The organism is Pseudomonas pseudonitroreducens (assembly GCF_021603645.1).
Classification (GTDB): Bacteria; Pseudomonadota; Gammaproteobacteria; order Pseudomonadales; family Pseudomonadaceae; genus Pseudomonas; species Pseudomonas pseudonitroreducens.
On sequence record NZ_BQHJ01000001.1, the window covers coordinates 875455 to 897827 of the forward strand.

General features: G+C 65.1%; 17 protein-coding genes. 10 read left to right on the forward strand and 7 right to left on the reverse strand.

Annotated features, from left to right (window positions below):
- Positions 1-13 precede the first annotated feature (13 nt).
- From L6D89_RS04030 to L6D89_RS04040, 3 genes are all read left to right on the forward strand, one after another.
- Positions 14-1009: an HAD family hydrolase gene (locus L6D89_RS04030; RefSeq protein ID WP_236198827.1), complete on the forward strand. Its 996-nt coding sequence runs from the start codon at positions 14-16 to the stop codon at positions 1007-1009.
- 111 nt (positions 1010-1120) lie between these two features.
- Entirely contained in the window at positions 1121-2698 is a 1578-nt protein-coding gene (locus L6D89_RS04035; RefSeq protein WP_236198828.1) for an arylsulfatase, read from the forward strand.
- Positions 2699-2792: 94 nt separating this feature from the next.
- Positions 2793-5330: a fused MFS/spermidine synthase gene (locus L6D89_RS04040; RefSeq protein ID WP_373874923.1), complete on the forward strand. Its 2538-nt coding sequence runs from the start codon at positions 2793-2795 to the stop codon at positions 5328-5330.
- Positions 5331-5353: 23 nt separating this feature from the next.
- On the opposite strand, the gene aspT is transcribed toward L6D89_RS04040, so the two are convergent.
- Complete coding sequence (gene aspT, locus L6D89_RS04045) at positions 5354-7042, reverse strand: aspartate-alanine antiporter (RefSeq protein ID WP_236198829.1); 1689 nt, start codon at positions 7040-7042, stop codon at positions 5354-5356.
- Positions 7043-7291: 249 nt separating this feature from the next.
- Between aspT and L6D89_RS04050 the strand changes: the two genes are divergently transcribed.
- The 5 genes from L6D89_RS04050 to L6D89_RS04070 all read left to right on the forward strand — a co-directional run bounded on the left by L6D89_RS04050 (position 7292) and on the right by L6D89_RS04070 (position 12811).
- Positions 7292-7888, forward strand: coding sequence for a paraquat-inducible protein A (locus L6D89_RS04050; RefSeq protein ID WP_236198830.1), 597 nt, complete (start codon positions 7292-7294; stop codon positions 7886-7888).
- Positions 7885-8514, forward strand: a complete 630-nt coding sequence (locus L6D89_RS04055; RefSeq protein WP_236170600.1) for a paraquat-inducible protein A — start codon at positions 7885-7887, stop codon at positions 8512-8514. The genes L6D89_RS04050 and L6D89_RS04055 overlap by 4 nt, the downstream gene beginning before the upstream one ends.
- Positions 8501-10135: a PqiB family protein gene (locus L6D89_RS04060; RefSeq protein WP_236198831.1), complete on the forward strand. Its 1635-nt coding sequence runs from the start codon at positions 8501-8503 to the stop codon at positions 10133-10135. The genes L6D89_RS04055 and L6D89_RS04060 overlap by 14 nt, the downstream gene beginning before the upstream one ends.
- 24 nt (positions 10136-10159) lie before the next feature.
- Positions 10160-10693 carry a PqiC family protein gene (locus tag L6D89_RS04065; RefSeq protein ID WP_236198832.1) on the forward strand — a complete coding sequence of 178 codons (534 nt, stop codon included), beginning with the start codon at positions 10160-10162 and terminating at the stop codon, positions 10691-10693.
- A 144-nt stretch (positions 10694-10837) separates the two neighbouring features.
- Positions 10838-12811 (forward strand): BCCT family transporter, encoded by a 1974-nt coding sequence (locus L6D89_RS04070; RefSeq protein WP_236170597.1) that lies wholly within the window; start codon positions 10838-10840, stop codon positions 12809-12811.
- A 14-nt stretch (positions 12812-12825) separates the two neighbouring features.
- On the opposite strand, the gene L6D89_RS04075 is transcribed toward L6D89_RS04070, so the two are convergent.
- The 4 genes from L6D89_RS04075 to L6D89_RS04090 form a co-directional block, all read right to left on the reverse strand.
- Entirely contained in the window at positions 12826-13722 is an 897-nt protein-coding gene (locus L6D89_RS04075; RefSeq protein WP_236198833.1) for a LysR substrate-binding domain-containing protein, read from the reverse strand.
- A 63-nt stretch (positions 13723-13785) separates the two neighbouring features.
- Positions 13786-13992 carry a tautomerase family protein gene (locus L6D89_RS04080; RefSeq protein WP_236198834.1) on the reverse strand — a complete coding sequence of 69 codons (207 nt, stop codon included), beginning with the start codon at positions 13990-13992 and terminating at the stop codon, positions 13786-13788.
- A 3-nt stretch (positions 13993-13995) separates the two neighbouring features.
- Positions 13996-15264: an acyl-CoA dehydrogenase family protein gene (locus L6D89_RS04085; protein ID WP_236198835.1), complete on the reverse strand. Its 1269-nt coding sequence runs from the start codon at positions 15262-15264 to the stop codon at positions 13996-13998.
- A gap of 264 nt (positions 15265-15528) precedes the next feature.
- Positions 15529-16434, reverse strand: coding sequence for a LysR family transcriptional regulator (locus tag L6D89_RS04090; RefSeq protein ID WP_236198836.1), 906 nt, complete (start codon positions 16432-16434; stop codon positions 15529-15531).
- 662 nt (positions 16435-17096) lie between these two features.
- Between L6D89_RS04090 and L6D89_RS04095 the strand changes: the two genes are divergently transcribed.
- The gene (locus tag L6D89_RS04095) at positions 17097-18524 is read left to right on the forward strand and encodes a purine-cytosine permease family protein (protein WP_236198837.1); all 1428 of its coding nucleotides are present in this window, start codon (positions 17097-17099) and stop codon (positions 18522-18524) included.
- Between the two features lie 308 nt (positions 18525-18832).
- Positions 18833-19603 carry a DUF3313 domain-containing protein gene (locus tag L6D89_RS04100; RefSeq protein ID WP_236198838.1) on the forward strand — a complete coding sequence of 257 codons (771 nt, stop codon included), beginning with the start codon at positions 18833-18835 and terminating at the stop codon, positions 19601-19603.
- A gap of 51 nt (positions 19604-19654) precedes the next feature.
- Here the strand turns inward: L6D89_RS04100 and L6D89_RS04105 are convergent, their stop codons facing one another.
- On the reverse strand, positions 19655-20668 hold the full coding sequence (locus L6D89_RS04105; RefSeq protein WP_236198839.1) for a DUF1214 domain-containing protein: 1014 nt from the start codon (positions 20666-20668) through the stop codon (positions 19655-19657).
- A gap of 142 nt (positions 20669-20810) precedes the next feature.
- Positions 20811-22343 carry an arylsulfatase gene (locus L6D89_RS04110; protein ID WP_236198840.1) on the reverse strand — a complete coding sequence of 511 codons (1533 nt, stop codon included), beginning with the start codon at positions 22341-22343 and terminating at the stop codon, positions 20811-20813.
- Positions 22344-22373 lie beyond the last annotated feature (30 nt).

Below are 22373 nucleotides of genomic sequence, written 5' to 3' on the forward strand. Positions count from 1 at the left end.
CCAGGGACGTGACATGACCTCGTACCGCGCTCGACCGCTTGCCCGCTGGATGCTCCTGCTGCTCTGCCTGCCGCTGCTGGTGCAGGCAGCGGAGCAATTGCCATCGTGGAATGACGGAGCTTCGCGCCAGGCGATCATCGCTTTCGTCGAAGCCGTGACCCGCGAGGGCGGCAAGGACTTCGTGCCGCCGGCCGAGCGTATCGCCGTGTTCGATAACGACGGTACCTTGTGGAGCGAGCAGCCGATGTACTTCCAGGTGCTCTTCGCCCTGGACGAGGTGAAGCGCCTGGCGCCGCAGCATCCGCAGTGGAAGCAGCAGCAACCGTTCAAGGCGGTGCTCGAAGGCGATCGCAAGACCCTCGCCGCCAGCGGCATGAGCGGCATCCTGGAGATAGTCGCCGCCACTCATGCCGGTGTGAGCACCGAGGAATTCATCGGCAACGCCCGCCGCTGGCTCGCCACGGCGAAGCATCCGCGCAGCCAGCGGCCCTACACCGAGATGGTGTTCCAGCCCATGCTGGAGCTGCTGGGCTATCTGCGGGCCAATGGCTTCCGCACCTACATCGTCTCCGGCGGCGAAGTGGCGTTCATGCGCGCCTTCGCCGACGAGGTGTACGGCATCCCGCCGGAACAGGTGATCGGCACCACCCTGGGCAGCCGTTTCGAGGACCGCGACGGCGTGCTGTCGATCCAGCGCCTGCCCAAGCTGGTGCACAACGACGACGGCCCCGGCAAGCCGGAAAGCATCGACAGCATCATCGGCCGCCGGCCCATCCTGGCTTTCGGCAACTCCGACGGCGACCTGCAGATGCTGCAGTGGACCATGGCCGGCAAGGGCCTGCGCTTCGCCGGCCTGGTGCACCACACCGATGCCCAGCGTGAATGGGCGTATGACCGGCAGAGTGAAGTCGGGCGGCTGGACAAGGCGCTCAATGAGGCAACGAGCAAGGACTGGGTGGTAGTGGATATGCAGAAGGAGTGGAAGCGGATCTATCCGTTCGACCAATAGCACAGCCAACCAAGACAAACCGCAGGGACACGGGGATTTCCAGTCGAGCAGTCGGCATCTCCAGTGACGCAGTCGTGGCAAACGATGAGTAACTGGAATGGAGAGACAGCAATGAAGCGTACGGGAAGATGGTTATCGCAGTTCGCCCTCGCGGCGACCGCGATAATGGGCTGTACGGTTGCCAGCGCTGCTGACAAGCCGAATATCCTGGTGATCTTCGGCGACGATATCGGCCAGACCAATATCAGCGCCTATTCGTTCGGGGTGGTCGGCTACCAGACGCCGAACATCGATCGTATCGCCAAGGAAGGCATGATGTTCACCGACTACTACGCGGAGAACAGCTGCACGGCGGGACGCTCGACCTTCATCACCGGGCAGTCGATCCTGCGTACCGGTTTGTCCAAGGTCGGCATGCCCGGCGTCCCGGTCGGCCTGCAGGACCGTGACGTGACCATCGCCCAGGCGCTCAAGGCCCACGGTTATGCCACCGGGCAGTTCGGCAAGAACCACCTGGGCGATCGCGATGAGTACCTGCCGACCAAGCACGGCTTCGACGAGTTCTTCGGCAACCTCTACCACCTCAACGCCGAGGAGGAGCCGGAGCGGCCGTACTGGCCGAAGGATGACGAAGCCTTCACCAAGGCCGCGTCGCCCCGTGGCGTGCTGAAAGCCACCGCCGACGGCAAGATCGAGGACACCGGCGCGCTGACCAGCAAGCGCATGGAAACCATCGACGACGATACCACCCAGGCCGCCATCAACTTCATCGACAAGCAGGTCAAGGCCGACAAGCCGTTCTTCGTCTGGATGAACACCACGCGCATGCACGCCTTCACCCACGTGCGTGATTCGATGAAGGGCCAGAGCGGCATGCCGGGCAACGACTATGCCGACGGCATGCTCGAGCACGACGGTGACGTCGGCAAGCTGCTCAAGACTGTCGATGACCTGAAGATCGGCGACAACACCATCGTCATCTACACCACCGACAACGGACCGAACCAGTGGTCCTGGCCGGATGCGGCGACCACCCCGTTCCGCAACGAGAAGAACTCCAACTGGGAAGGTGCCTACCGCGTGCCGGCAATGATCCGCTGGCCGAACCATGTGAAGCCGGGCAGCGTGTCCACCCAGATGTTCTCCGGGCTGGACTGGTTCCCGACGCTGCTGGCTGCCATCGGTGACACCGACATCAAGGAGCGCCTGCTCAAGGGCGCCGATATCGGCGGCAAGAACTTCAAGGTGCACCTGGATGGCTACAACCAGCTGGACTACCTGACCGGCAAGACCGACAAGAGCGCGCGCAGCGAGTTCTACTACTTCAACGATGATGCGGAGCTGGTGGGCATGCGCTTTGGCGACTGGAAGATCGTCTGGTGCGAACAGCGTGCGCCGGGCGGCCTGAAGGTCTGGAGCGAACCCTTCACCTGTCTGCGGGTGCCCAAGCTGTTCAACCTGCGCATGGACCCCTACGAGCGCGCGGACGTGGTCTCCGACCAGTACTACGACTGGCTGACCAAGAACGACTATCTGATCTTCCAGGGAACGCGCAAGGCGGCGGCCTTCCTGCAGACCTTCGTCGACTACCCGCCGAGCCAGCGCCCGGCGAGCTTCAGCATCGACCAGATTCGCAAGGATGTGGACGCGAAGATCGACGCGAAGATGAAGCAGAGCGGCAAGCAGTGATCCAAGCACCGGGCAGCGCCTTGGCCATGCCCACCTCGATCCCCGCGACGGCTTTGCCGTCGCGGGGATTCTTCTGTCCGACAAGGTTGTCCCGATGCCGTCACCGGTCAGTTCGTCGAGCATGAACATCCGCCCCGTCAAACAGGCTGCCATTGGCGTCCAGCAGCGGCTGGCGCTGTGGCTGCCGGCGCTGCTGCTGTTTGCTTCGGGCGCGGCGGCGCTGGTGTTCCAGGTGCTGTGGGTGAAGCAGCTGTCGCTGGTGGTCGGTGTGGAGGTCTATGCCGTGACCACGGCGATCAGCGCCTTCTTCGCCGGCCTGGCGCTGGGCGGGCTGGCTTTCGGCCGGCTGGCGGATCGCCTGGTGCGGCCGCTGCGCCTCTACGCGGCGCTGGAGGCCCTGGTGGCGCTGCTGGCCGTCGCCTCAACCGTTGCGCTGGCCAATACCGCCAGCGCTTTCGTATTTCTGCAGGCGGCATTCGGCCTCCTGGCCTGGGCGCTGCCGTTGCTGCTGGTGGGCGTGCCGGCATTCTTCATGGGTGGCACGCTGCCGGTTCTGGTGCGTGCCGTGGAGCCCGCCGACGGGCAGATGGGCCGCGCAGGCGGTGGGCTGTATGCTGCCAACACCGCGGGTGCCATTGCGGGCACGCTGCTGGCGGCTTTCGTGTTGCTGCCGCTGCTCGGTGTGCTGGGGAGCGCCTATGCGGCAGCAGCCTGCAATCTGATCGCCGCCACGGGGGCTCTGTTGCTGCGCCGCGATACCGGCAGAGCGCCGGGCGAGAGCGAGCTTGTGGCCGCGCCGCGCAGCAACGCGGCGCGCCTGGCCATCGCCCTGTACTGCGTGGCCGGTGGCGTCGCGCTGGGCTACGAGGTGGTCTGGACACAGTCCATCGTGCAGTTCATGAGTACCCGGACCTTCGCTTTCGCCGTGGTGCTGGCCACCTACCTCTGCGGCCTGGTGCTGGGCAGCGCCCTGTATGCCCGGCGTGCGGACCGGGTGGGCGATCCCTGGGGCCTGTTCGGCCTGCTGATTGCCGCGGCAGGGCTGCTGGCCATCCTGCAGGTCGCCGGGCTCGGCAACTGGCTGATCGGCCTGCAGAGCCGCGCCGAGTGGCTGGTGCTGCAGGCCGGCGGCAGCGAGCTGGCCGGCATGTGCGCGCGCTTTGCGGTGGCAGCGGTGTGCGTGGTGTTCCTGCCGACGACGTTGCTGGGTGCGGCGTTCCCTATCGCCCTGCGCCTGGCGGTGGATCGCCGGCATGTCGGCCGCGACGTGGGCGTGGTGGTGGCGCTCAATACCCTGGGCGGCATCGTCGGCGTGATGCTGACCGGCTTCGTCCTGGTGCCGGGGCTCGGCCTGGTGCGTACCCTGGCGGTTCTCGGGGCTCTGGCTGCGCTCATCGGCCTGCTGGCAGTCTGGCGCGGGGAGGGCGTGAGCAAGGGCCTGCGCCTCGGGGTCGGCATGGTCGCGGTCCTGACGCTGGCCATCGGCGTACTCACGCCACCGCGGCACCTGGCGCAACTGCTGCCTGGCGCGCGCAACGGCGAAATCAGCTTCTATGCCGAAGGCCGCGGCGGCACTGTTGCCGTGGTGGAGCAGGGCAAGGGCGACAGGCGCTTCAGCCGTCTCTACATCCAGGGCGTGTCGAACACCGGCGATGCCATGCCGTCGCTGCGCTACATGCGCCTGCAAGCCCTGCTGCCGCTGCTGATCCATAACGGCGAGCCGCGTTCGGCACTGGTGATCGGCTTCGGCACCGGCATCACCGCCGGCGCGATGTTGCGCTATCGCGACCTGCAGCATCCGGTGGTGGCCGAGCTGCTGCCCGAGGTGCTGGCCGCCGCGCCGCGCTTCACTGGCAACTTCGACGCGGTCCACGACCCGCGCCTGGACATCCGCCTGCGCGATGGCCGCCGCGAACTGCTGGGCAGCGCCGAACGCTACGACATGATCACCCTGGAGCCGCCACCGCCCTCGGCCGCCGGAGTGGTCAACCTGTACTCGCGGGACTTCTACCAGTTGGCGGCCTCGCGCCTGGCCGACAACGGGATAGTCGCCCAGTGGCTGCCGCTGCCGACCCAGAACGACGAGGAAAGCCGCGCGCTGGTACGCAGCTTCATCGATGTCTTTCCCACGGCCACGTTCTGGACGACCGAGTTCCACGAGATGCTGCTGGTAGGCTCGCTGCAGCCCTTGCAGCTGGATGTGTCGCGGATCCGGGCGCGGTTCGAGCAGCCCGAGGTTGCCGCGGCCCTGGGCGAGGTGGGCATCGACTCGGTCGAAGCCCTGCTCGCCACCTGGATCACCGACCGCGACGGCCTGTTGCGCTACGCCGGCGATGCATTGCCGGTGACCGACGATCAACCGCGTATCGAGTACGCCCCGTGGGTTCGTTCGAAGGAAATCGCCCGCGTGCTGCCGACCTTGCTCGCCCTGCGCTCCGCGCCACCGCTGGAGAATGCCGTGCCATCGGTTCGCGCTGCGGTCGACGACAACTGGGCCAGGCTGCGGCGCTTCTACGACCTGAGCCTGCATGCCTATCGCGGCGATCGCCAGGCCTGGGCACGGGACGCGCGCCAGGTGGCCATCGATGATGGCGACAACCCCTACTACCGCTGGTTCCTGGGCACTCCCTGAAGGCTCGCCTGGCTCCGGCGGGCTCAGCCCGCCGTGACCGCCACGATGATCGGGCCGCACACCGCCAGCAGGACGTTGGAAATGGCGTAGCACACGGTGAAGCCAATGACCGGCGTGTTGCTGCCGGACTGCTCGATGATCTTGTTCATCGAGGCCGCCTCGGTCTGCGCACCGGCCAGTGCACCGAACAGGATCATCGGGTGCAGGCGCAGCACGTAGCGCCCGAAATACAGCGTCACCAGCGGCGGGATGATGGTCACCAGCGCGCCGGAGAGCAGCAGGGCCGCACCCTGGCTCTGGATTGCGGCGATGGCGGCGGGGCCGGCCAGCAGCCCGACCACGGCGCCGAAGGCGGTCAGCCCGAACTCGGAAAATGCCCATTGCGCGGCCGGGGGCAGGGCGCCCAGTTCGGGGTGTCGCGAGTTGTACCAGCCGATCAGCAGGCCGGCGAGCAGCACACCGCCACCGATGCCCAGCTCCACGGGAATCATGCCGATATGGGTGGAGAGCATGCCCACCAGCGAACCGATGACCATGCCCAGGGTATGGATGGCGATATCGCTCTTGTAGTTGCTCGCGCGGATACGGCCGATCTGCGCCGCCAGCGCTTCGACGCTGGCGGTGCGGCCGACCAGGGTGATGACGTCGCCACGCCGCAGCACCGTGTCGGGCAGCAGTGGCAGCTCCAGGCCCTGGCGGCTGATGGAGCGGATATAGCAGCCCATCCGGTCGGCACCGACCAGCAGTGTCTTGATCTGGTGGATGGTCTTGCCGGCCAGCCGCGGCGAAGTCAGGACGATATCGGCATCGCGGGTGGCGAAGGACATGCTGCCGGGGTTGTCCACCTCCGGGCCTATCCACTGGTTGAGCTCGGCCACGGCCTCGCGCAGGGCGTAGACGCCAAGGATATCGCCGCTCTCCAGGCGCAATTGCGGATCGCGCTCGAGGATGCGCCCGTCACGAATCACCCGTTCCACGCTCAATGCGGCGTGCAGCGCCTCGATGTCGGCGATGCGCTGGCCTAGCGCCGCCGGCGCCAGGGCTCGGTGGGCACGCACGACAATGCGCGTGTAAGGAATGCTGATGGCGTTTTCCTCCCGCTCGATCCCCAGCTCCCGCTCCAGTTCCCGCGCGCTCTGCCGCAGGTCGACGCGCAGCAGCTTGGGCGCAATGCTGCCGACGAAGACGATCAGGCCAATGGTGCCGAACAGGTAGGTAATCGCGTAGGCCACGGCCATGTGGCTGTTGAGCTGGTTCTTGGCGGCAGCGTCGATGCCCAGTTGGGCGATGGCGCTGCTGGCGGTGCCCATGATCGCCGTGTCGGTCAGTGCCCCCGCGCCCAGGCCGGCAGTGAAGCCGGCATCGAAATGGAACAGCCGATACATGCCGAGGATCACCCCCAGCGCGGTGGCGCACAGCACCACCGACAGCAGCACCAGCTTCAGCGTGCCGCGGTTGAGGCTGCCGAAGAACTCCGGGCCGCTCTTGAAACCGACGGCATAGATGAACAGCGCGAAGAACACCGACTTCAGCTCATGCGGCACCTCCAGGCCGATCTGCCCGATCAGCAGGCCCATCAGCAGCGCGCCGGCGACCGAGCCCAGGTGGAAGCTGCCGAGCTGTATCCGGCCCAGCAGAACGCCCAGCGAGATGGCCAGGAATACCGCGATCTCGGGATTGGCGCGCAAGGCGTGGAGGAGGAAATCGAGCATCGACGTGGCTCCCTGTCGAGGTGGCGTCCGTGCAGTATGGCCGCTGTTCGGCGTGCTGCCTTTATGCAGCGGAGTACGCGGCAAGATTTTCTTTAGCGCGATTTCGTCGCTTGGCCCTCGCCGGGGAAAATCGTCGACTAGTCTTGTGCAGACTTGATACGGATCGCTCCAGAGCCTTGCACCTGGCTCTCGTCGTGGATAGCGATTTTCCTGACCTGCGCTCCGCGCCGGCATGCCACGAGAGCGCCTATGGCCACCGCCCGTGACCTGATCATCTGCGAGTACTGCGATGCGGTGTACCAGCGCCAGCCGCTGCAGCGTCACCAGCGGGCCCTGTGCGTGCGCTGCGGCGGCGTGCTGCACCGGCACAATGCGTTGAGCGTGCAGCAGCGCCTGGCGCTGGCGTTGACCGGGGCGGTGCTGCTGGCCTTCGCCAATGCCTACCCGGTGATGACCATCAGCATGCAGGGCCTGAGCAATTCGGCGACGCTGTGGGACGCGGTGCTGATCCTCAGCAGCGGCCCGATCACCTTCATCGCGCTGGTCACGGGCCTGGCGATCATCCTCGCGCCAGCCCTGCAGGTGACGCTGCTGCTCTGGGTGCTGAGTTTCGCCCTGGCCAGCCAGCGCGCGCCGGCATTCGCCTTCTGCATGCGCTGGCTGGAAGCGCTGCGACCCTGGAGCATGCTCGAGGTCTGCCTGCTCGGTACCCTGGTCGCGGTGATCAAGCTGGCCGGGCTGCTGGATGTGATTCCCGGTATCGGCCTGATGGCCATGGCGGCGTTGAGCGTGCTGATCATCGCCATCGCCGGCAAGGACATCCGCGATCTCTGGGAGCGCGTATGAGCACGCCGCCGCTGGCCAGTGACCTGCAGCTGTGCCTTTGCCATGGCTGCGGCATGGCCTGCGATACCCGCCGCAGCCCGCACCGTTGCGAACGCTGCGGCGCACCGCTGCACACTCGCAAGCACGACGCCATCACCCGCGGCTGGGCCTACCTGGTCGCCGCGCTGGTGTTCTACGTTCCGGCCAACCTGCTGCCGGTGATGCACACCGAGATGCTTGGCCAGGGCATCGACAGCACCATTGGTGGCGGCGTGCTGGAGTTCTGGGAGGGCGGTGCGTGGGATATCGCGCTGATCATCTTCATCGCCAGCATCGGCGTGCCGGCCATCAAGTTCTTCTCCCTCGGGCTGCTGCTCTGGACCGCCCAGCGCCGCAGCGCCTGGGCGCGCCGGCAGCGCTCGCAGCTGTATCGCTTCGTCGAGCTGATCGGCTACTGGTCGATGCTCGACGTGATGGTCGTGGCGCTGGTGGCGGCGCTCGTGCAGATGCGCGAGCTGGGCACCATCGAACCGCGTGCCGGCATCCTGTTTTTCGGAATGGTCGTGGTGCTCACGATGCTCTCGGCCATGAGTTTCGATCCACGGCATATCTGGGATGAGGGAGACCCTATCGATGGCGCACACTGAGCAGCACACCCCGGGGCAAGCGCAGGTTCGTACCCGGCGCTGGAGCGTCTCGCTGGTCTGGATCGTGCCGATCGTGGCGTTGCTGATCGGTGCCTCGCTGATCGTGCGCAACTTCCTCGAGCAGGGACCGACCATCACGATTTCCTTCAAGACCGGCGAAGGCCTGGTCGCCCACAAGACGCAGGTGAAGTACCGCAGCGTGGTGATCGGCGAAGTGGAAGGGGTGGAGCTGGCCAAGGACAAGAACAGCGTCACCGCCAGCGTCAAGCTGAACAAGGAGGCCGAGTCGTTCGCCACCGCCGGAGCGAAGTTCTGGGTGGTCCGTCCACGCATCGGCGCCGGGGGCGTGACCGGCGTGGACACCTTGCTCTCGGGCAATTTCATCGGCGCCGACGCGGGCGAGTCCAGCACCCCGCAGAAGCGCTTCGTCGGGCTCGAGGCGCCGCCGCCGATCACCTACGGCGAGAAGGGCAAGAGCTTCGTCCTGCGCGCCGATGACCTGGGCTCGCTGGATATCGGCTCGCCCATCTATTACCGCAAGATTCCGGTAGGTCAGGTGACCTCCTATGCCTTGCGCAGCGACGGCAAGGGGGTCGACCTGGGGATCTTCGTCGAGTCGCCCAACGATGCCTTCGTGACCCAGAACACCCGCTTCTGGAACGCCAGCGGCATCGATGTCGATGTCGGCGCCAACGGCCTGAAGGTGAACACTGAATCGCTTTCGGCGCTGCTGGTCGGCGGCCTGGCCTTCGGCACGCCCGAGGGCAGCAACGAAACCTCGGCCGCCGCCGACAACCAGGCGTTCGAGCTGTATGCCGATCGCGCTGGCGCCCTTGCACCGCCCTCGGGCGTGCCGCAGTACCTGCGGCTGCGCTTCGACCAGTCGATGCGTGGGCTGAGCATCGGCGCGCCGGTGGAGTTCATGGGCGTCGAGTTCGGCAAGGTGACCAACATCCAGCTGGACTATGACGAGAAGCAGCAGATTTTCCCGGTGATCGTCGATGCGGTGATCTACCCGCAACGCCTGGGCCCGGTGCACCAGAAGATGCTCAAGGTATTCGGCAGCACGGTGGGTGACCAGGAGGGCGCCAGCCGCCTGATCGGCAGCTTCGTCGAACACGGCATGCGCGCGCAGGCGCGCAGCGGCAACCTGCTCACCGGGCAGTTGTACATCTCGCTGGACTTCTTCCCGGACGCCAAGCCCGTGGCCTTCGATGCGACGGCCCGGCCCATGCGCATCCCCACCGTGCCCAGCAGCCTGGAGAAACTCCAGGAACAATTGCAGGCCGTCGTCGAGCGCATTCGCAAGCTGCCGCTGGAGCGCATCGCCAACAACCTCGATGGCAACCTGCGCGAGTTGCAGAGCAGCCTCAAGCAGTTCAATACGCAGACCTTGCCCGGCGTCACCAACACGCTGGCGGAAGTGCGCTCGACACTGGCCACGGCGAACTCGGCCCTGGGCAGGAATTCGCCGGAACGGGAGAAACTCAGCGACACGCTGGATGAGCTGGACCGCATGTCGCGCTCGCTGCGCGACCTGTCCGACTACCTTGGGCGGCATCCGGAGTCGCTGATCCGTGGTCGCCCGAAGAACGCCGACGCCGACAACCTGCAGCCCTGATTCGCGTACAAGGAGAGACTTCAGATGCCGAAGCTGCCCATGCTGCTCCTGGCCGGACTGTTCCCCGCGTTGTCGGGCTGTAGCAGTGCGCCGATCAACTATCACACCCTGGTGCCTGCGCAACCGGGCAGCCCGGCCAGTGGCCAGGTGCGCGTCGAGCGGGTCGCCATGCCGCCGCAGGTCGACCGCTCGCAGATCGTCGTACGCCAGGGCGGCAGCGGCTTGTCGATCCTGGAGACCGAGTGGTGGGGCGCCAACCTGGTGGATGAATTCCGTAACGCCCTGGAGGACCAGCTCGGCGCGCCGGGCCCCGGCGCCACCCTGTTGCGGGTAGACGTGCAACGCTTCGACTCGGTGCCGGGCCAGTACGCACTGCTCGATGCCCGCTGGCGCTTGCAGCGGTCGGGTTCGGAGCAGACGCTGTCCTGTCACAGCAGCCTGCAGACAGCGGCGAACGGCAGCGTGGATGGGTTGGTGGTCGCGCACCAGGCCAATGTGCGCAAGTTCGCCGAGCTGGTGGCACGGGCCAACGCCAGCGGTGCGACGCGCTGTCCCTGACGCTCGCGGCGCGGGGCGTCGTCGCGGGGCCTCTCGAATCATCACGAGTACTGAACGCGATACCCTTGGACCGGCGTGCCGCCACGCACGCCGTGGCTTGCAGGTCGGTGCGCGCGATGTCGTTGCACAGGAGAAACCTCCCCGATGAGCTCACCCAGCAAGCCACGGAGCACCCTGAACCCTCCGGTTTTCTACACCAGCGCGGTACTGATCCTGCTGCTGGTGCTGTACGCCGTCCTGTTCAAGCGCCAGGCGCAGACGCAGTTCGAACACATCCAGCAGTGGATTTTCACCAATGCCAGCTGGTTCTACATCCTCGCGGTCGCGCTGATCCTGATCAGCGTGGTGTTCCTGGCCATCAGTCGCTATGGCGACATCAAGCTGGGGCCTGACCACAGTGAGCCCGAGTACCGCAGCAGCAGTTGGTTCGCCATGCTGTTTTCCGCCGGAATGGGCATCGGCCTGATGTTCTTCGGCGTGGCCGAACCGGTGATGCACTTCACCAGCCCGCCAGTGGGTGAGCCGGGAACCGTGGCCGCCGCGCGCGAGGCGATGAAGATCACCTTCTTCCACTGGGGCCTGCACGCCTGGGCGATCTACGCCATCGTCGGGCTGATCCTGGCCTACTTCAGCTTTCGCAAGGGCCTGCCGCTGACCCTGCGCTCGGCGCTCTACCCGCTGATCGGCGAACGCATCCACGGGCCGATCGGCCACGCCGTGGACATCTTTGCGATCCTCGGCACGGTGTTCGGCGTCGCCACGTCGCTGGGCTATGGCGTGCTGCAGATCAACAGCGGCTTCCACCACCTGTTCGGCCTGCCGGTGAATCCCACCGTGCAGATCATCCTGATCGCCGTGACCTGCGCACTGGCGACCCTCTCGGTGGCCAGCGGCCTGGACAAGGGCATCCGCATCCTCTCCGAGCTGAACCTGGCGCTGGCCGTGATCCTCATGCTGTTCGTCCTGCTCCTCGGGCCGACCGTGTTCCTGCTGCAGACCTACGTGCAGAACACCGGCGCCTATCTCTCCGACATCGTCAACAAGACCTTCAACCTGTACGCCTACGAACCGACCGACTGGATCGGCGGCTGGACCTTGCTCTACTGGGGCTGGTGGCTGTCCTGGTCGCCCTTCGTCGGGCTGTTCATCGCGCGCATCTCGCGCGGGCGAACCATCCGCGAGTTCGTCTGTGGCGTGCTCTTCGTGCCGGCCGGCTTCACCCTGTTGTGGATGACCGTGTTCGGCGACTCGGCGATCCACATGATCCTCAACGAGGGCGTGACCGACCTCGCGGCGGTGGTCGACCAGGACAGCTCGCTGGCGCTGTTCGCCTTCCTCGAGCACTTCCCGCTGTCGAGCGTGGTGTCGATGGTCGCCGTGCTGATGGTGGTGGTGTTCTTCGTCACCTCGGCGGACTCCGGCGCGCTGGTGGTGGACATGCTGGCGTCCTCGGGGCATGCACACTCGCCGTTATGGCAACGCATCTTCTGGTCGGTGAGCATCGGCGTGGTGGCGGTCGCGCTGCTGCTGGCCAACGGACTAAAGGCCCTGCAGACGGCGACCATCGCCAGTGCGCTGCCGTTCTCGGCGATCCTGCTGGCGTCGATCTGGGGGCTGTTCCGCGCCCTGCACCTGGATGCCACGCGGCGCGGCCTGCGCCACCAGGCCTTGCCTACGCCGCGCCATGCACCGCACCACGACGGTGGCTGGCAGCGGCGCTTGCGCAACATCGCCATCCGTCCGCGGCGGGCCCACGTCACCCGTTTCATTGCCGAAGTCGTGCGCCCGGCCTGCGAGGAAGTGGCCGGCGAGTTGCGCAAGCAGGGGCATGTCGCGCAGGTGCTGGAGCGCGAGGACGGCCGCGTGGCGCTGGAACTGGCGCAGCCGGGGGAGGGACATTTCCTCTATGAGGTCCGACCGCGGGCCTTCACCAGCCCGAGCTTCGTGATGCTCGAAGAGGAGGAGGGCGGCGAGGCGCGCAAGTACTTCCGGGCGGAAGTTCACCTGCGCGAAGGCGGGCAGGATTACGACGTCATGGGCTGGACCCGTGACGATGTGATCTCCGACATTCTCGACCAGTACGAGCGGCACCTGCACTACCTGCATGTCGTGCGCTGAAGCCTGCGGCTGATTCAGCCGCAGGGTGCGAGCGCGGCGGGTTCCAGCGTCTGGCACAAGCGCTCGAAGAGCGTTTCCGCGCATCGTTCTGCGGGGGCGAGCAGGTAGTATCCCGACAGGGTCGAGAGCGTCATTTTCAGTGGCTGGAGCAGTCTCCCTGCCTGCAGGTCCTTGCGCGCTTCGCTTGCCTCGACCAGCGCGACACCCAGGCCGTCACGGGCAGCCTGGAGGGCCATGGCGGGGGCAGCGAAATGGATACCCTGCGTGCCGGGAAGCGCCATGCCGGCGCCGGCCAGCCAGTCTCGCCAGAGACTGCCGTCATCCTCGTGCAGCAGCCGATGCCGGCGCAGGTCGGCAACGCCACGAATCGTGCTCGCTCCCCGTGATAGTTCGGGGCTGCAGACTGGCACGAGTTGGGTCGGGCGCAGGCAGCGCCAGTGAAATCCGGCCCACGGCGGTGCCCCATGGAGCACCGCGCAATCCACGCTCTTCCAGTCGATCTCGTCACCGAAGGGGGTGGCGACGATGCTGAGGTCGAGGCCTCCGGGACAGTCCGCCAGGTCGCCGAGGATCGCGGAGGGCGAGGCGATGGCTGGTGTCGGCGGAAGCGACAGCCTGAGTTTGATCGGCACTGCCGTGTCGGGCGCGTCGTGCTGGATCGAGTGGATCGCCGCCTGGATCTCGATCATGGCCCTGGAGAGGCGCCTGTGCAGCTGGCTGCCCGTGACGGTCAGGGCGAGGTGCCGGCCGCGCCGGGCCAGCAGCTCCATGCCCAGGTGGCCCTGGAGGATCTTCACCTGCTGGCTGACGGCTCCCGCGGTCACGTTCAGCTCCCCCGCGGCGGCGGAAACGCTGCCCAGTCGGGCGACGGCTTCGAAGGCTCTGATGCTGTTGAGCGGTGGCAGGTTCATGCAAGGTGCCCTGGTGTCTGTCATGGAGGAATGGGCCGGCGCGGCCCGACGCCGGCCCTGGGCTCAACCGCCCTGGTTGCACTGCTCGTGCTGTTTGACGGAAAGGCCGGCGTGCCCCCAGTCCGCCGGGTCGACTTCATCGATCACGATGTGGGTCCACGCCGGGTCCTTGTGCAGCACGCGCTCCAGCGTCTGGGTGAACTCGCGGATGATGTCCTGCTTCTGGCGTTCGGTTGCACCACGGGTGATGCGCAGCGATACGAATGGCATGGTTCAACTCCCGGACCTGGCCGGGGCGCGGCCTTCGCACGCGGCGAGGTGGTCGTAGCCGGCGCCGGCCAGCGTCCTGTGCAGGGCGCGGCGGCGGATGCCCATGTTGCCGCCGTCGTACAACGGGAAGGCCACGGCATCCTGGAGCAGGCGGGCAAACGGCATTTCGTCGGCGTAGCTTTCGATTCCCACCAGTCGCATCGCGTCGTACACCACCTGTACGGCCTGCTCGGAGCAATACACCTTGGCCATCACCGCCAGCTCGGTGCCTTCGCCCTGGGTCGTATCGAAGTAGTGCGCGGCCTTCCAGGTCAGGTAGCGGGACGCTTCCAGGCGCATCTTCATGTCGGCCAGCATGTAGCCGACGTTCTGGTGTTCGATGATCGGGACCGAACCGTTGCGGCGGTCGGACTTGGCGAACGCCAGGGCCGCCTCGAAGGCCTGGCGCATCACGCAGACGGCTTCGGCGGCAACCCCTACGCCGGAGCCGGCGAAGGTCTGGGCGAGAATCTGCACGCCGTCACCGGGCTTGCCGATCATGTTCTCCAGCGGCACGCGGACCTGGTCGAAGCGGATCCGAGGCGACGGCGTGGCCCGATGGCCCATGGTATCCAGCCCCTTGCCGAAGGACAGGCCGCGGGTGGGGCGGGGCACGGCGAAGATCGCCAGGGACTCGGCGGCAGGAGCGCTCGGATCGGTTCGTGCGGAAACCACGAACAGGTCGGCCCCTTCACCTTCCCAGCCCCAGCCATTGGTGATGAAGAATTTCTCGCCGGAAATCACCCATTCATCGCCGTCCCGGTAAGCGAACGTCTGCGAGCCCGAGCTTGGGTCCGGATCATCGAAGTTGGCGGTACCGCCGACTTCACTGAAGGCCAGCGCGGCCAGCGGGGCGCCGTCGTCGGTGAGGAAGGGCGCGAGGAATTTCTCGCGCTGCGCAGGAGTGCCGTGGCTGATGATGGGAGACAGGGCCAGCGCGCAGGAGAACAGCGCGCAAGTGACGTTGACGTCGCCCAGCGAGGCCTCTTCGCCGCTGATGACCATGTCCAGAAGCCCGCGGTAGGTGCCGCCATCCTTCTCGGGAATGATCGATTTCATGAAACCGGCGCGGACCATTTCCCGGAAGAAGGGTTTGATCGCCCCGACGCGCTGCTCCGGCGTATCGAAGGGGGCAATGGCTGCGGCGACCCCGGAAAGGTGGGTGAGGGCGAAGTCGCGCATCGCTTCCCTCGCGGCGAGCTGCTCGCGGGTCAGCGTGAAATCTACCGGCATGCTGGTTACCTCTTGTTCTGGTTGGCCTCCTGGCTGCCGGAGCGGCCACCGAGGGGGCGGGCAAGACACGAAAGTGCGCCGCAGCTACGCCTGTCAGATGGCGGCTGCCGCGGTCCTGGGCAGGATAGGAATGATCGGAAGTGCGATATATCCCGAAGTTGAGAAGCTGGCTTCAGGACTTCCTGAAGCCAGCCGGTCGCGACGCGGCAGCGAGCCGGGCGCAGGGCGCCGGCTCAGGGCGCGGTTTGGCGGGAGGGGAGGTGATCAGTGCTGGTCGGCGGTGTGGACGTGCAACAGGTCCTCGATGAACGCCTGCGCGGCTTCGCTCTGCGGATGGGCGTTGCTGGTGATCATGCTGTGCTGCACATCCTGTCGCATCAGCTCCGGCAGCAGGACACGCATACGCCCCTGGGCAATCCAGGGTTCTGCGCAATGCAGCGGCAGGAAGCCCAGGTGCGTGCCGGCCAGTATCGCGTGGATCACTGCCTCGAGATGGTAGGCGGTCGCGCTGGAGGTGCTGGGGGTGACCATGCTTTCAAGGTCGGCGGAGAGAAACCCATAGGTGATCCAGTCTGCTTCCTGCAGGTCGACGGGCTGGATGGCCTGGTTGCCGAACAGCGGGTGCGATGCGCCGCAGAAGATGCCCACGCTTTCCCTGTAGAGGTTCCGGTAGGTCAGGTTGGGCAGGGTCCGGTTGAAGTAGGAGATGGCTATGTCGATCTGCCTGTCGATCACCGCGACTTCGAGCTCGGCGGGAGAGTTGACGAACAGGTGCAGGTGCGCGCTGTGCTGGCGCCGGTAGAAGCGTGCGATGGCCGCGTCGATGTGGGCGCTGGCCAGTGTGGAGATGTTGTCCGCCAGGCCGATGTAGACATCCCCCATCAACTTGCCCGACAACAGCTGGGCCTGGTCCTTGAACTGGTCCAGGGCGTCGAAGATCCTCGATGCTGCGGCGAGAATCGCCTGGCCTTTCGGCGTGACGCTGAAACCGGCCTTGCCGCGCTCGCAGACCCGATAGCCCAGGCGCTTTTCCAACGCTGAAATCTGCATGCTGATGTTCGAGTGGCTGATGTTCAGCTCGGCCTGGGCGGCGGTGAAGCCACCGCAGCGCACCACTGCCGCGAACAGCCGCAGTAGTTTCAGGTCCATGTCGGAGACGTTTCGGAGCATGCCGGGTATGCCTGGGGTTCTGGTCAGCGAGGACGATCTGCATCCCTGTCGCCAGGGCCGCCCATGAGTATCGGCTGCGCCGCGGCTGATGCCAACCGACGCGGAACCCCCGCTGAACCCTCCGGCCGCTGAATTTTCGCCGCCGTTTCAGTTTTTCTAAAACCAGCGTGTTCGCGGTTTTAGAAAAGCTGGCATTCCAGGCTCGTTACGGTAGCCGCGAGGACCGAGCACGACGTCATCGATGCTGCCAATGACGCCCGCTCTGCAGGTGTTTTTCAGATTAAAGCCTTTTTAAATCATGTGGTTGCGCTCATTCGTCCGGCCTGAATGGCCACGGATAGAAGCGCTCGCCTGGTTTGCGAATCTCTGAAGTAATTGTTTGGGCGCACTGATTTTTCACCCCGCGACCCCAGGGGCAAACTGAGTTCGCCCGGGTCGGAATCCGCGTGGCGCCAGCTCGGCGGTGGCAGGTTGCAATTCAATCAAGGCTGCCCCGTCTCGACGCTTCTGCTGCCGTCACGATCCGTGCCCTTGCGACGCTTCGCTTCGCCGACCCGGCTGCCCAGTCGAGTCGGAAACAGGCCAGCCACTTGCGTGCCGCACAGCGGTCTCCTGCGTTGCCGTCGTGCCCTTACAACTACAAGAATCAGGTAATTCATGCCATGAGCGACAATCAGCCAGGCGGGGCCATGCGTCCCGTCATCGAAGTCCGTTCAATCGACTATGTGCCGCGCAACGAGCGCCATGGAAAGGTCTGGCACCAGGGGCCGTTCTGGTTCGCCGGCAACTTCGTGATCATGACGCTGATGATCGGATTCATCGGCCCTTCGCTGTCCCTCGGGGCATTCTATTCGGTGCTGGCGATCCTCCTGGGCGTTGCCTTCGGAACCCTGTTCATGGCCTTCCACGCCAACCAGGGGCCGACCATGGGGTTGCCTCAGATGATCCAGTCGCGTGCCCAGTTCGGTGTGCGCGGAGTCGTCCTGCCGTTGCTCGCCGTGTACTTCTGCTACACGGGGTTCAACGTGTTCAATGCCATCCTTGCGACCGATGCGGTGCAGACCGTTGTCGCCGGGCCGCGCGAGCCCTGGTACTTCGTCTGGACCCTGGCAGCCGCGGTGATCGCCATCTTCGGGCATGATCTGCTGCACCGCTTCCAGCGCTGGTTGACCTACCTGATCGTCACCGTCTACGCACTCCTGTCCGTCGCCGCGGTGATCTATCTCACCCCCGATGCCGCCGTGAAGGGCGCCGGCTTTTCCCTGGACGCGTTCCTCGTCCAGCTGGGCGCCGCCGCGGGTTACCAGATCAGCTACTCGGTCTATGTCTCGGACTACTCGCGTTACCTGCCGCACGACACGCCGGCACGCAGGATCATCACCTGGACCTACCTGGGGGCGCTGATCTCCGCCGTATGGATGATGTCCCTGGGGGCGCTGATCGCTTCGGCGCTGCCGGAGCCCAGCGCCATTGGCAGCCTGCGCGAGATCGGCAACCGACTGATGCCGGGCTTCGGAACCTTTGCCGTGCTTGTCTCCGTGCCGGCCATCCTCGGCATCATGGCGGTCAACTTCTACGGTGCGATGCTCACCAGCATCACCGCGCTGGATGCGTTCCGCAGCATCGCTCCCACCCTGAAGAGCCGTGTGCTGGGGATCGCGCTGGCCGCACTGATTGCCCTGGCCATCAGCCTGGCGATTCCGGACAGGTACATGGCCACCTTCAACACCTTCATCATGATGATGCTCTACGCACTGATCCCCTGGACCGCCGTCAATCTGGTCGATTTCTATTGCGTCCGTCGCGGCCATTACGCGATCAGCGAGATATTCAATCCCGACGGCATCTACGGGAAGTGGTCAGGGAACGGGCTCAGCGCCTACTTCCTGGGGATTCTCGCCATGGTTCCGTTCATGTCCCTGAGCTTCTACGTCGGGCCGGGAGCGCAGGCACTCGGCGGCGCGGACATCACCTTCGTGGTCGGCCTGGCAGTGTCGGGCCTGGCTTACTTCCTCATCGCCAAGCGCCGCTGCAGCACGGAGGAATGGCGGAGGGTCCGGGAAAGCGAAGTGATGCTGGAGGGGCGCTGAGCTGGAGAGGAGGCGAATGTCGCCGCTTGTTCCGGGCCTTTGCGCGCAGTGTTTCCGCGCCGCGATGTGTACGCCGGCACTCGCAAGCGTGCCGTTCAGATGCCTGGTGGATTCTGCCGCGCGAAGTTGACCGGGGTGCGTAAGCCGCGGCGAGTCTCCCAGGCATCAGCGGATATCTTCGGCAGCCAGAATCTCCCCAACTCCCCGTCTACACTCACCTGGCTTCACGCGTCGACGGGGCTCTCAGGGCCGGACTTCCCACGGATCGGCCCTGGAGATCATCTGCAAATCGAGGAGACTCTTCCTGCATGGCGACTCATTTCAGTTCACTGTTTCTTTGCAGCGCGCTGGTCATTCTCTCCGGCTGCGCTTCGACAGCTCAGCCCGGAAGAAGCACGCCGCTGGGCTCGGATGTGCATGGTTCGGGCTTCATGCCGGACGTCTACCCGCTGATGAAACCAGGCAAGGACGGCGAATCCCTGCTGCTGTACCGCAACCCGAAATTCGCCGCAGCGGCGGATTTCTCGCGCTACAGGAAAATCTACCTGGACCCGGTGAAGCTCTATGGCGGTCCCGACTCCAAGCTGCACAGTACGCCGAAGGAACAGAACACGGTGATCGCCCAGGGGCTCTACGATCAGTTGCATGAGCAACTGGGCAAGGACTACCAGATGGTCGACCAGGCAGGCCCGGACACCCTGCAGGTGTCCGTCGCGATCGTTGATGCGGAAGAGGCCGACACCTCGGCCAAGGCGATTTCCTATGTGCCGATTCCGCTCGGCCTTCCGGGCGCCAAGCTGACCGCCATGCAGACCATGACCCATACCCAGGGCAAGCCGCCTTTCGCCGGGCAGGTGACGGTGGAAGGGAAGGTGACGGATTCGGCGTCGGGCGAAGTGGTTGCCGCGATGATCGATCGCCGCGTGGGTGCGCGCAAACCCATCATCGGCCTGTTCGAGAGCGGCACCTACGACTCCTGGAGCGATGTGTCCGAGGCCGAACGCTATTGGGCCGAGCAGGTTCGCTATCGGTTCTGCGAGCGCCGTGGGGCGAGTGATTGCAAGGCGGCCAGCGAGTAGCTTGTCGGGTGTATTCCCCTGCAGCCGTCGGGATGCAGGGGAATTTTCCGGTCACTGGACGGGCTTGGGTGTGGGCGGCAGGTATTGGCCGCTGATAACCGTCTTGCCGGGGCGATAGATCCGCATTCCGAGATACCAATTGTCACCTGGGGTGGGTAGCCAGTTGGCCGAGTCGCCGCACTTTTCCTTGGGTCCGTAGCGAACGGTGAAGGTGCCGTCCTTGTTGAAGTTGATCGCGCGATTATTGAGGTTGGAATTCTCGCTCTTGAGGTACTTGTCGGCCCCGTACATGGTGAGGGAGAAGAAGCCGCCCTCGAGGAAGTCGGGCCTGGTATAGGTAGCCTCATAGCATTGCTCGCCACTCAGCCCGTAGTCACGGTAGATGTACACGGCATCCTTGGCTGGCAGCAGCCCCAATGCAACCGATGCACTCAAGCGGAGCATCTCAGGCTTGATGACGCCGCGTGGCCCCGAGGTGTCATTGAAGTTCGGGAGTTTGGCTGCTTCTTTCTGGTACTGCGCGCGGAGCGACTTGAGGCTCGCCTGATCCCAGTCGACGATCTTGTATTCCTCGGGTTTCACGCCTTTGGGCCAATTCACCTTGACGCCATCCTGAATGACTTTGACGTTCCTCGTGTCGTCGGGATCGCTTGGGTTGATCTGCGTCCGCATGACTACTCCGACGAATTCCGTTTTCGACTTGATCTCGAATGTTCCCGGTGCATAGAACACCTGGTCGGTGTAGTCGTCGTTCTGCATGATCATGGCCGACTGGTAGCGATTGTCCGCCGACCTGGGCAAGGTGATCGTCGTGCCTTTCGGGGCGTAGAACACTCCGAATGAGTACACCGTATCGCGGTTCATGGTGACTGCCGGCTGCTTGTCCAGGGGGATGAGTGCACGGTCATGGCGAAAGGCATTGGAACCCACATCGGCCACGATGTGCTTGTAGGACTCATCCACCTCAGCACGGGCATAGTTTTCAGGTGTCACGGGAATGCCGGCGTAAGCCGTACCCGCATTCAACAAGGCGCTGCAGATCAGGATCTTTTTCAGATAGGTCATTGCCTGGGTCCTTGAGTGCCTGCCGTTCGAGGCCTGGTTAGTGCACTACCGCCGAGCGCTCAGGCCGCCAGAGGCCTGAGCCACGTGTCGTGTTCGATAGGACGCGGCCCGGCAGTGACACCGGGCCGCCGAGGGGCGGAGATCAGTTCTCCATCGATGCCATGCCGATGCCTCCCGCGCCTTTCTGCGACGGCGGGAAGTCCTTCATGCTCTTCTCGAATGCCTGGATGTACGGCGCGAGGATCGGGATGATCCAGCTGCGCTGCTGCTGCCAGCGGAAGTGATCGCCGGCTTCTGGGGAGCGCTCGTAGGGGTCGAGCTTGATGTCGATGACCAGGCCGCCGGGAATCTTCCGGGCATCCTCCATCCACTTGTCCTTGACTGCGGTGTGGATCTTCCACTGGTCGACGCGGACGGCGTTCATGCTGGTTTCCGCGAAGTAGAAGAATTCATGCCGCTTGGACTTGCCATCGGGCTGGGTCAGCATGTCGAGCTGGTTGTAGCCGTCGAGGTGATTCTTGAAAGTCTTGCCGCCGACATCGAGGCCGCTCAGCAGTTGCTGCTTCACGTCCGGCTTGCCGGCGGCGGCCATCAGGGTCGGCAGCCAGTCCTCGGAAGCCATGAACTCGCCGGTCCAGGTGTCGGGCTTGATGTGCTCGGGCCAGCGCGCAAGCATCGGCACGCGGAAGCCGCCATCCCAGGTGAGGCCTTTCTCGCCGCGGAATGACGCGGCGCCGGAATCCGGCCAGTGCGAGAGGTTGACGCCGTTGTCGGAGGTGAACAGGACGATGGTGTTCTTGCTCAGGCCTTCCTGGTCGAGGGTATCCAGCAGCTTGCCCACCAGCGAGTCGAGCTGCAGCACCGCGTCGGCGTATTCGGTGTGCCCGCTCTTGCCCAGCCACTGGTCGCTGACGTGAATCTTCTGGTGCATGCGCGAGGGGTTGAACCAGAGGAAGAACGGCTTGTTGGCCGCCTTCTGTTTCTTCACCCAGTCGATCGACATAGCGGTGAAGGTGTCGTCGATGGTCTTCATGCGCTCGATGGTGAGCGGCCCTTCGTCGGTGATCTTCTGCTTGCCCACGCGGCCCCAGCGCGGCTCCTCGGTGGCATCGTCGGTGCTGGTGGCCACGGCGTGGATCATGTTGCGCGGGATGCCGGGGAAGTTCGGGTCTTTCGGGAAGTTGGTCATCTCGGCGATCTCCATCACGTTGAGGTGATAGAGGAAGCCGTAGAACTCGTCGAAGCCGTGGACGGTCGGCAGGTACTCGTTGCGGTCGCCAACGTGGGACTTGCCGAACATGCCGGTGGCGTAGCCTTCGGCCTTGAGCAACTGAGCCAGGGTTACGTCGCTGCTCTGCAGGCCGACTTTCGCCCCTGGCTGGCCGACGGCGGTGAGCCCGGTACGGATCGGGTACTGGCCGGTGATGAACGCGGCGCGCCCGGCCGTGCAGCTGGGCTCGGCGTAGTAGTCGGAGATCATCACGCCTTCCTTGGCGATGCGATCGATATTGGGTGTGGTGACGGCTCCCAGGCCGCGGTTGTAGGCCGATACATCCATGGGCGCCATGTCATCGACCATGATCACCACGATATTGGGCTTTTCCGCCGCCTGGGCCGAGCCCAGCGCCGCGATGCCCAGGCCGAGACCCAGCAGGACGTCTCTGAGGATGCGCATGTAGAACCTCATTTGTTGGTGAAGTGACCG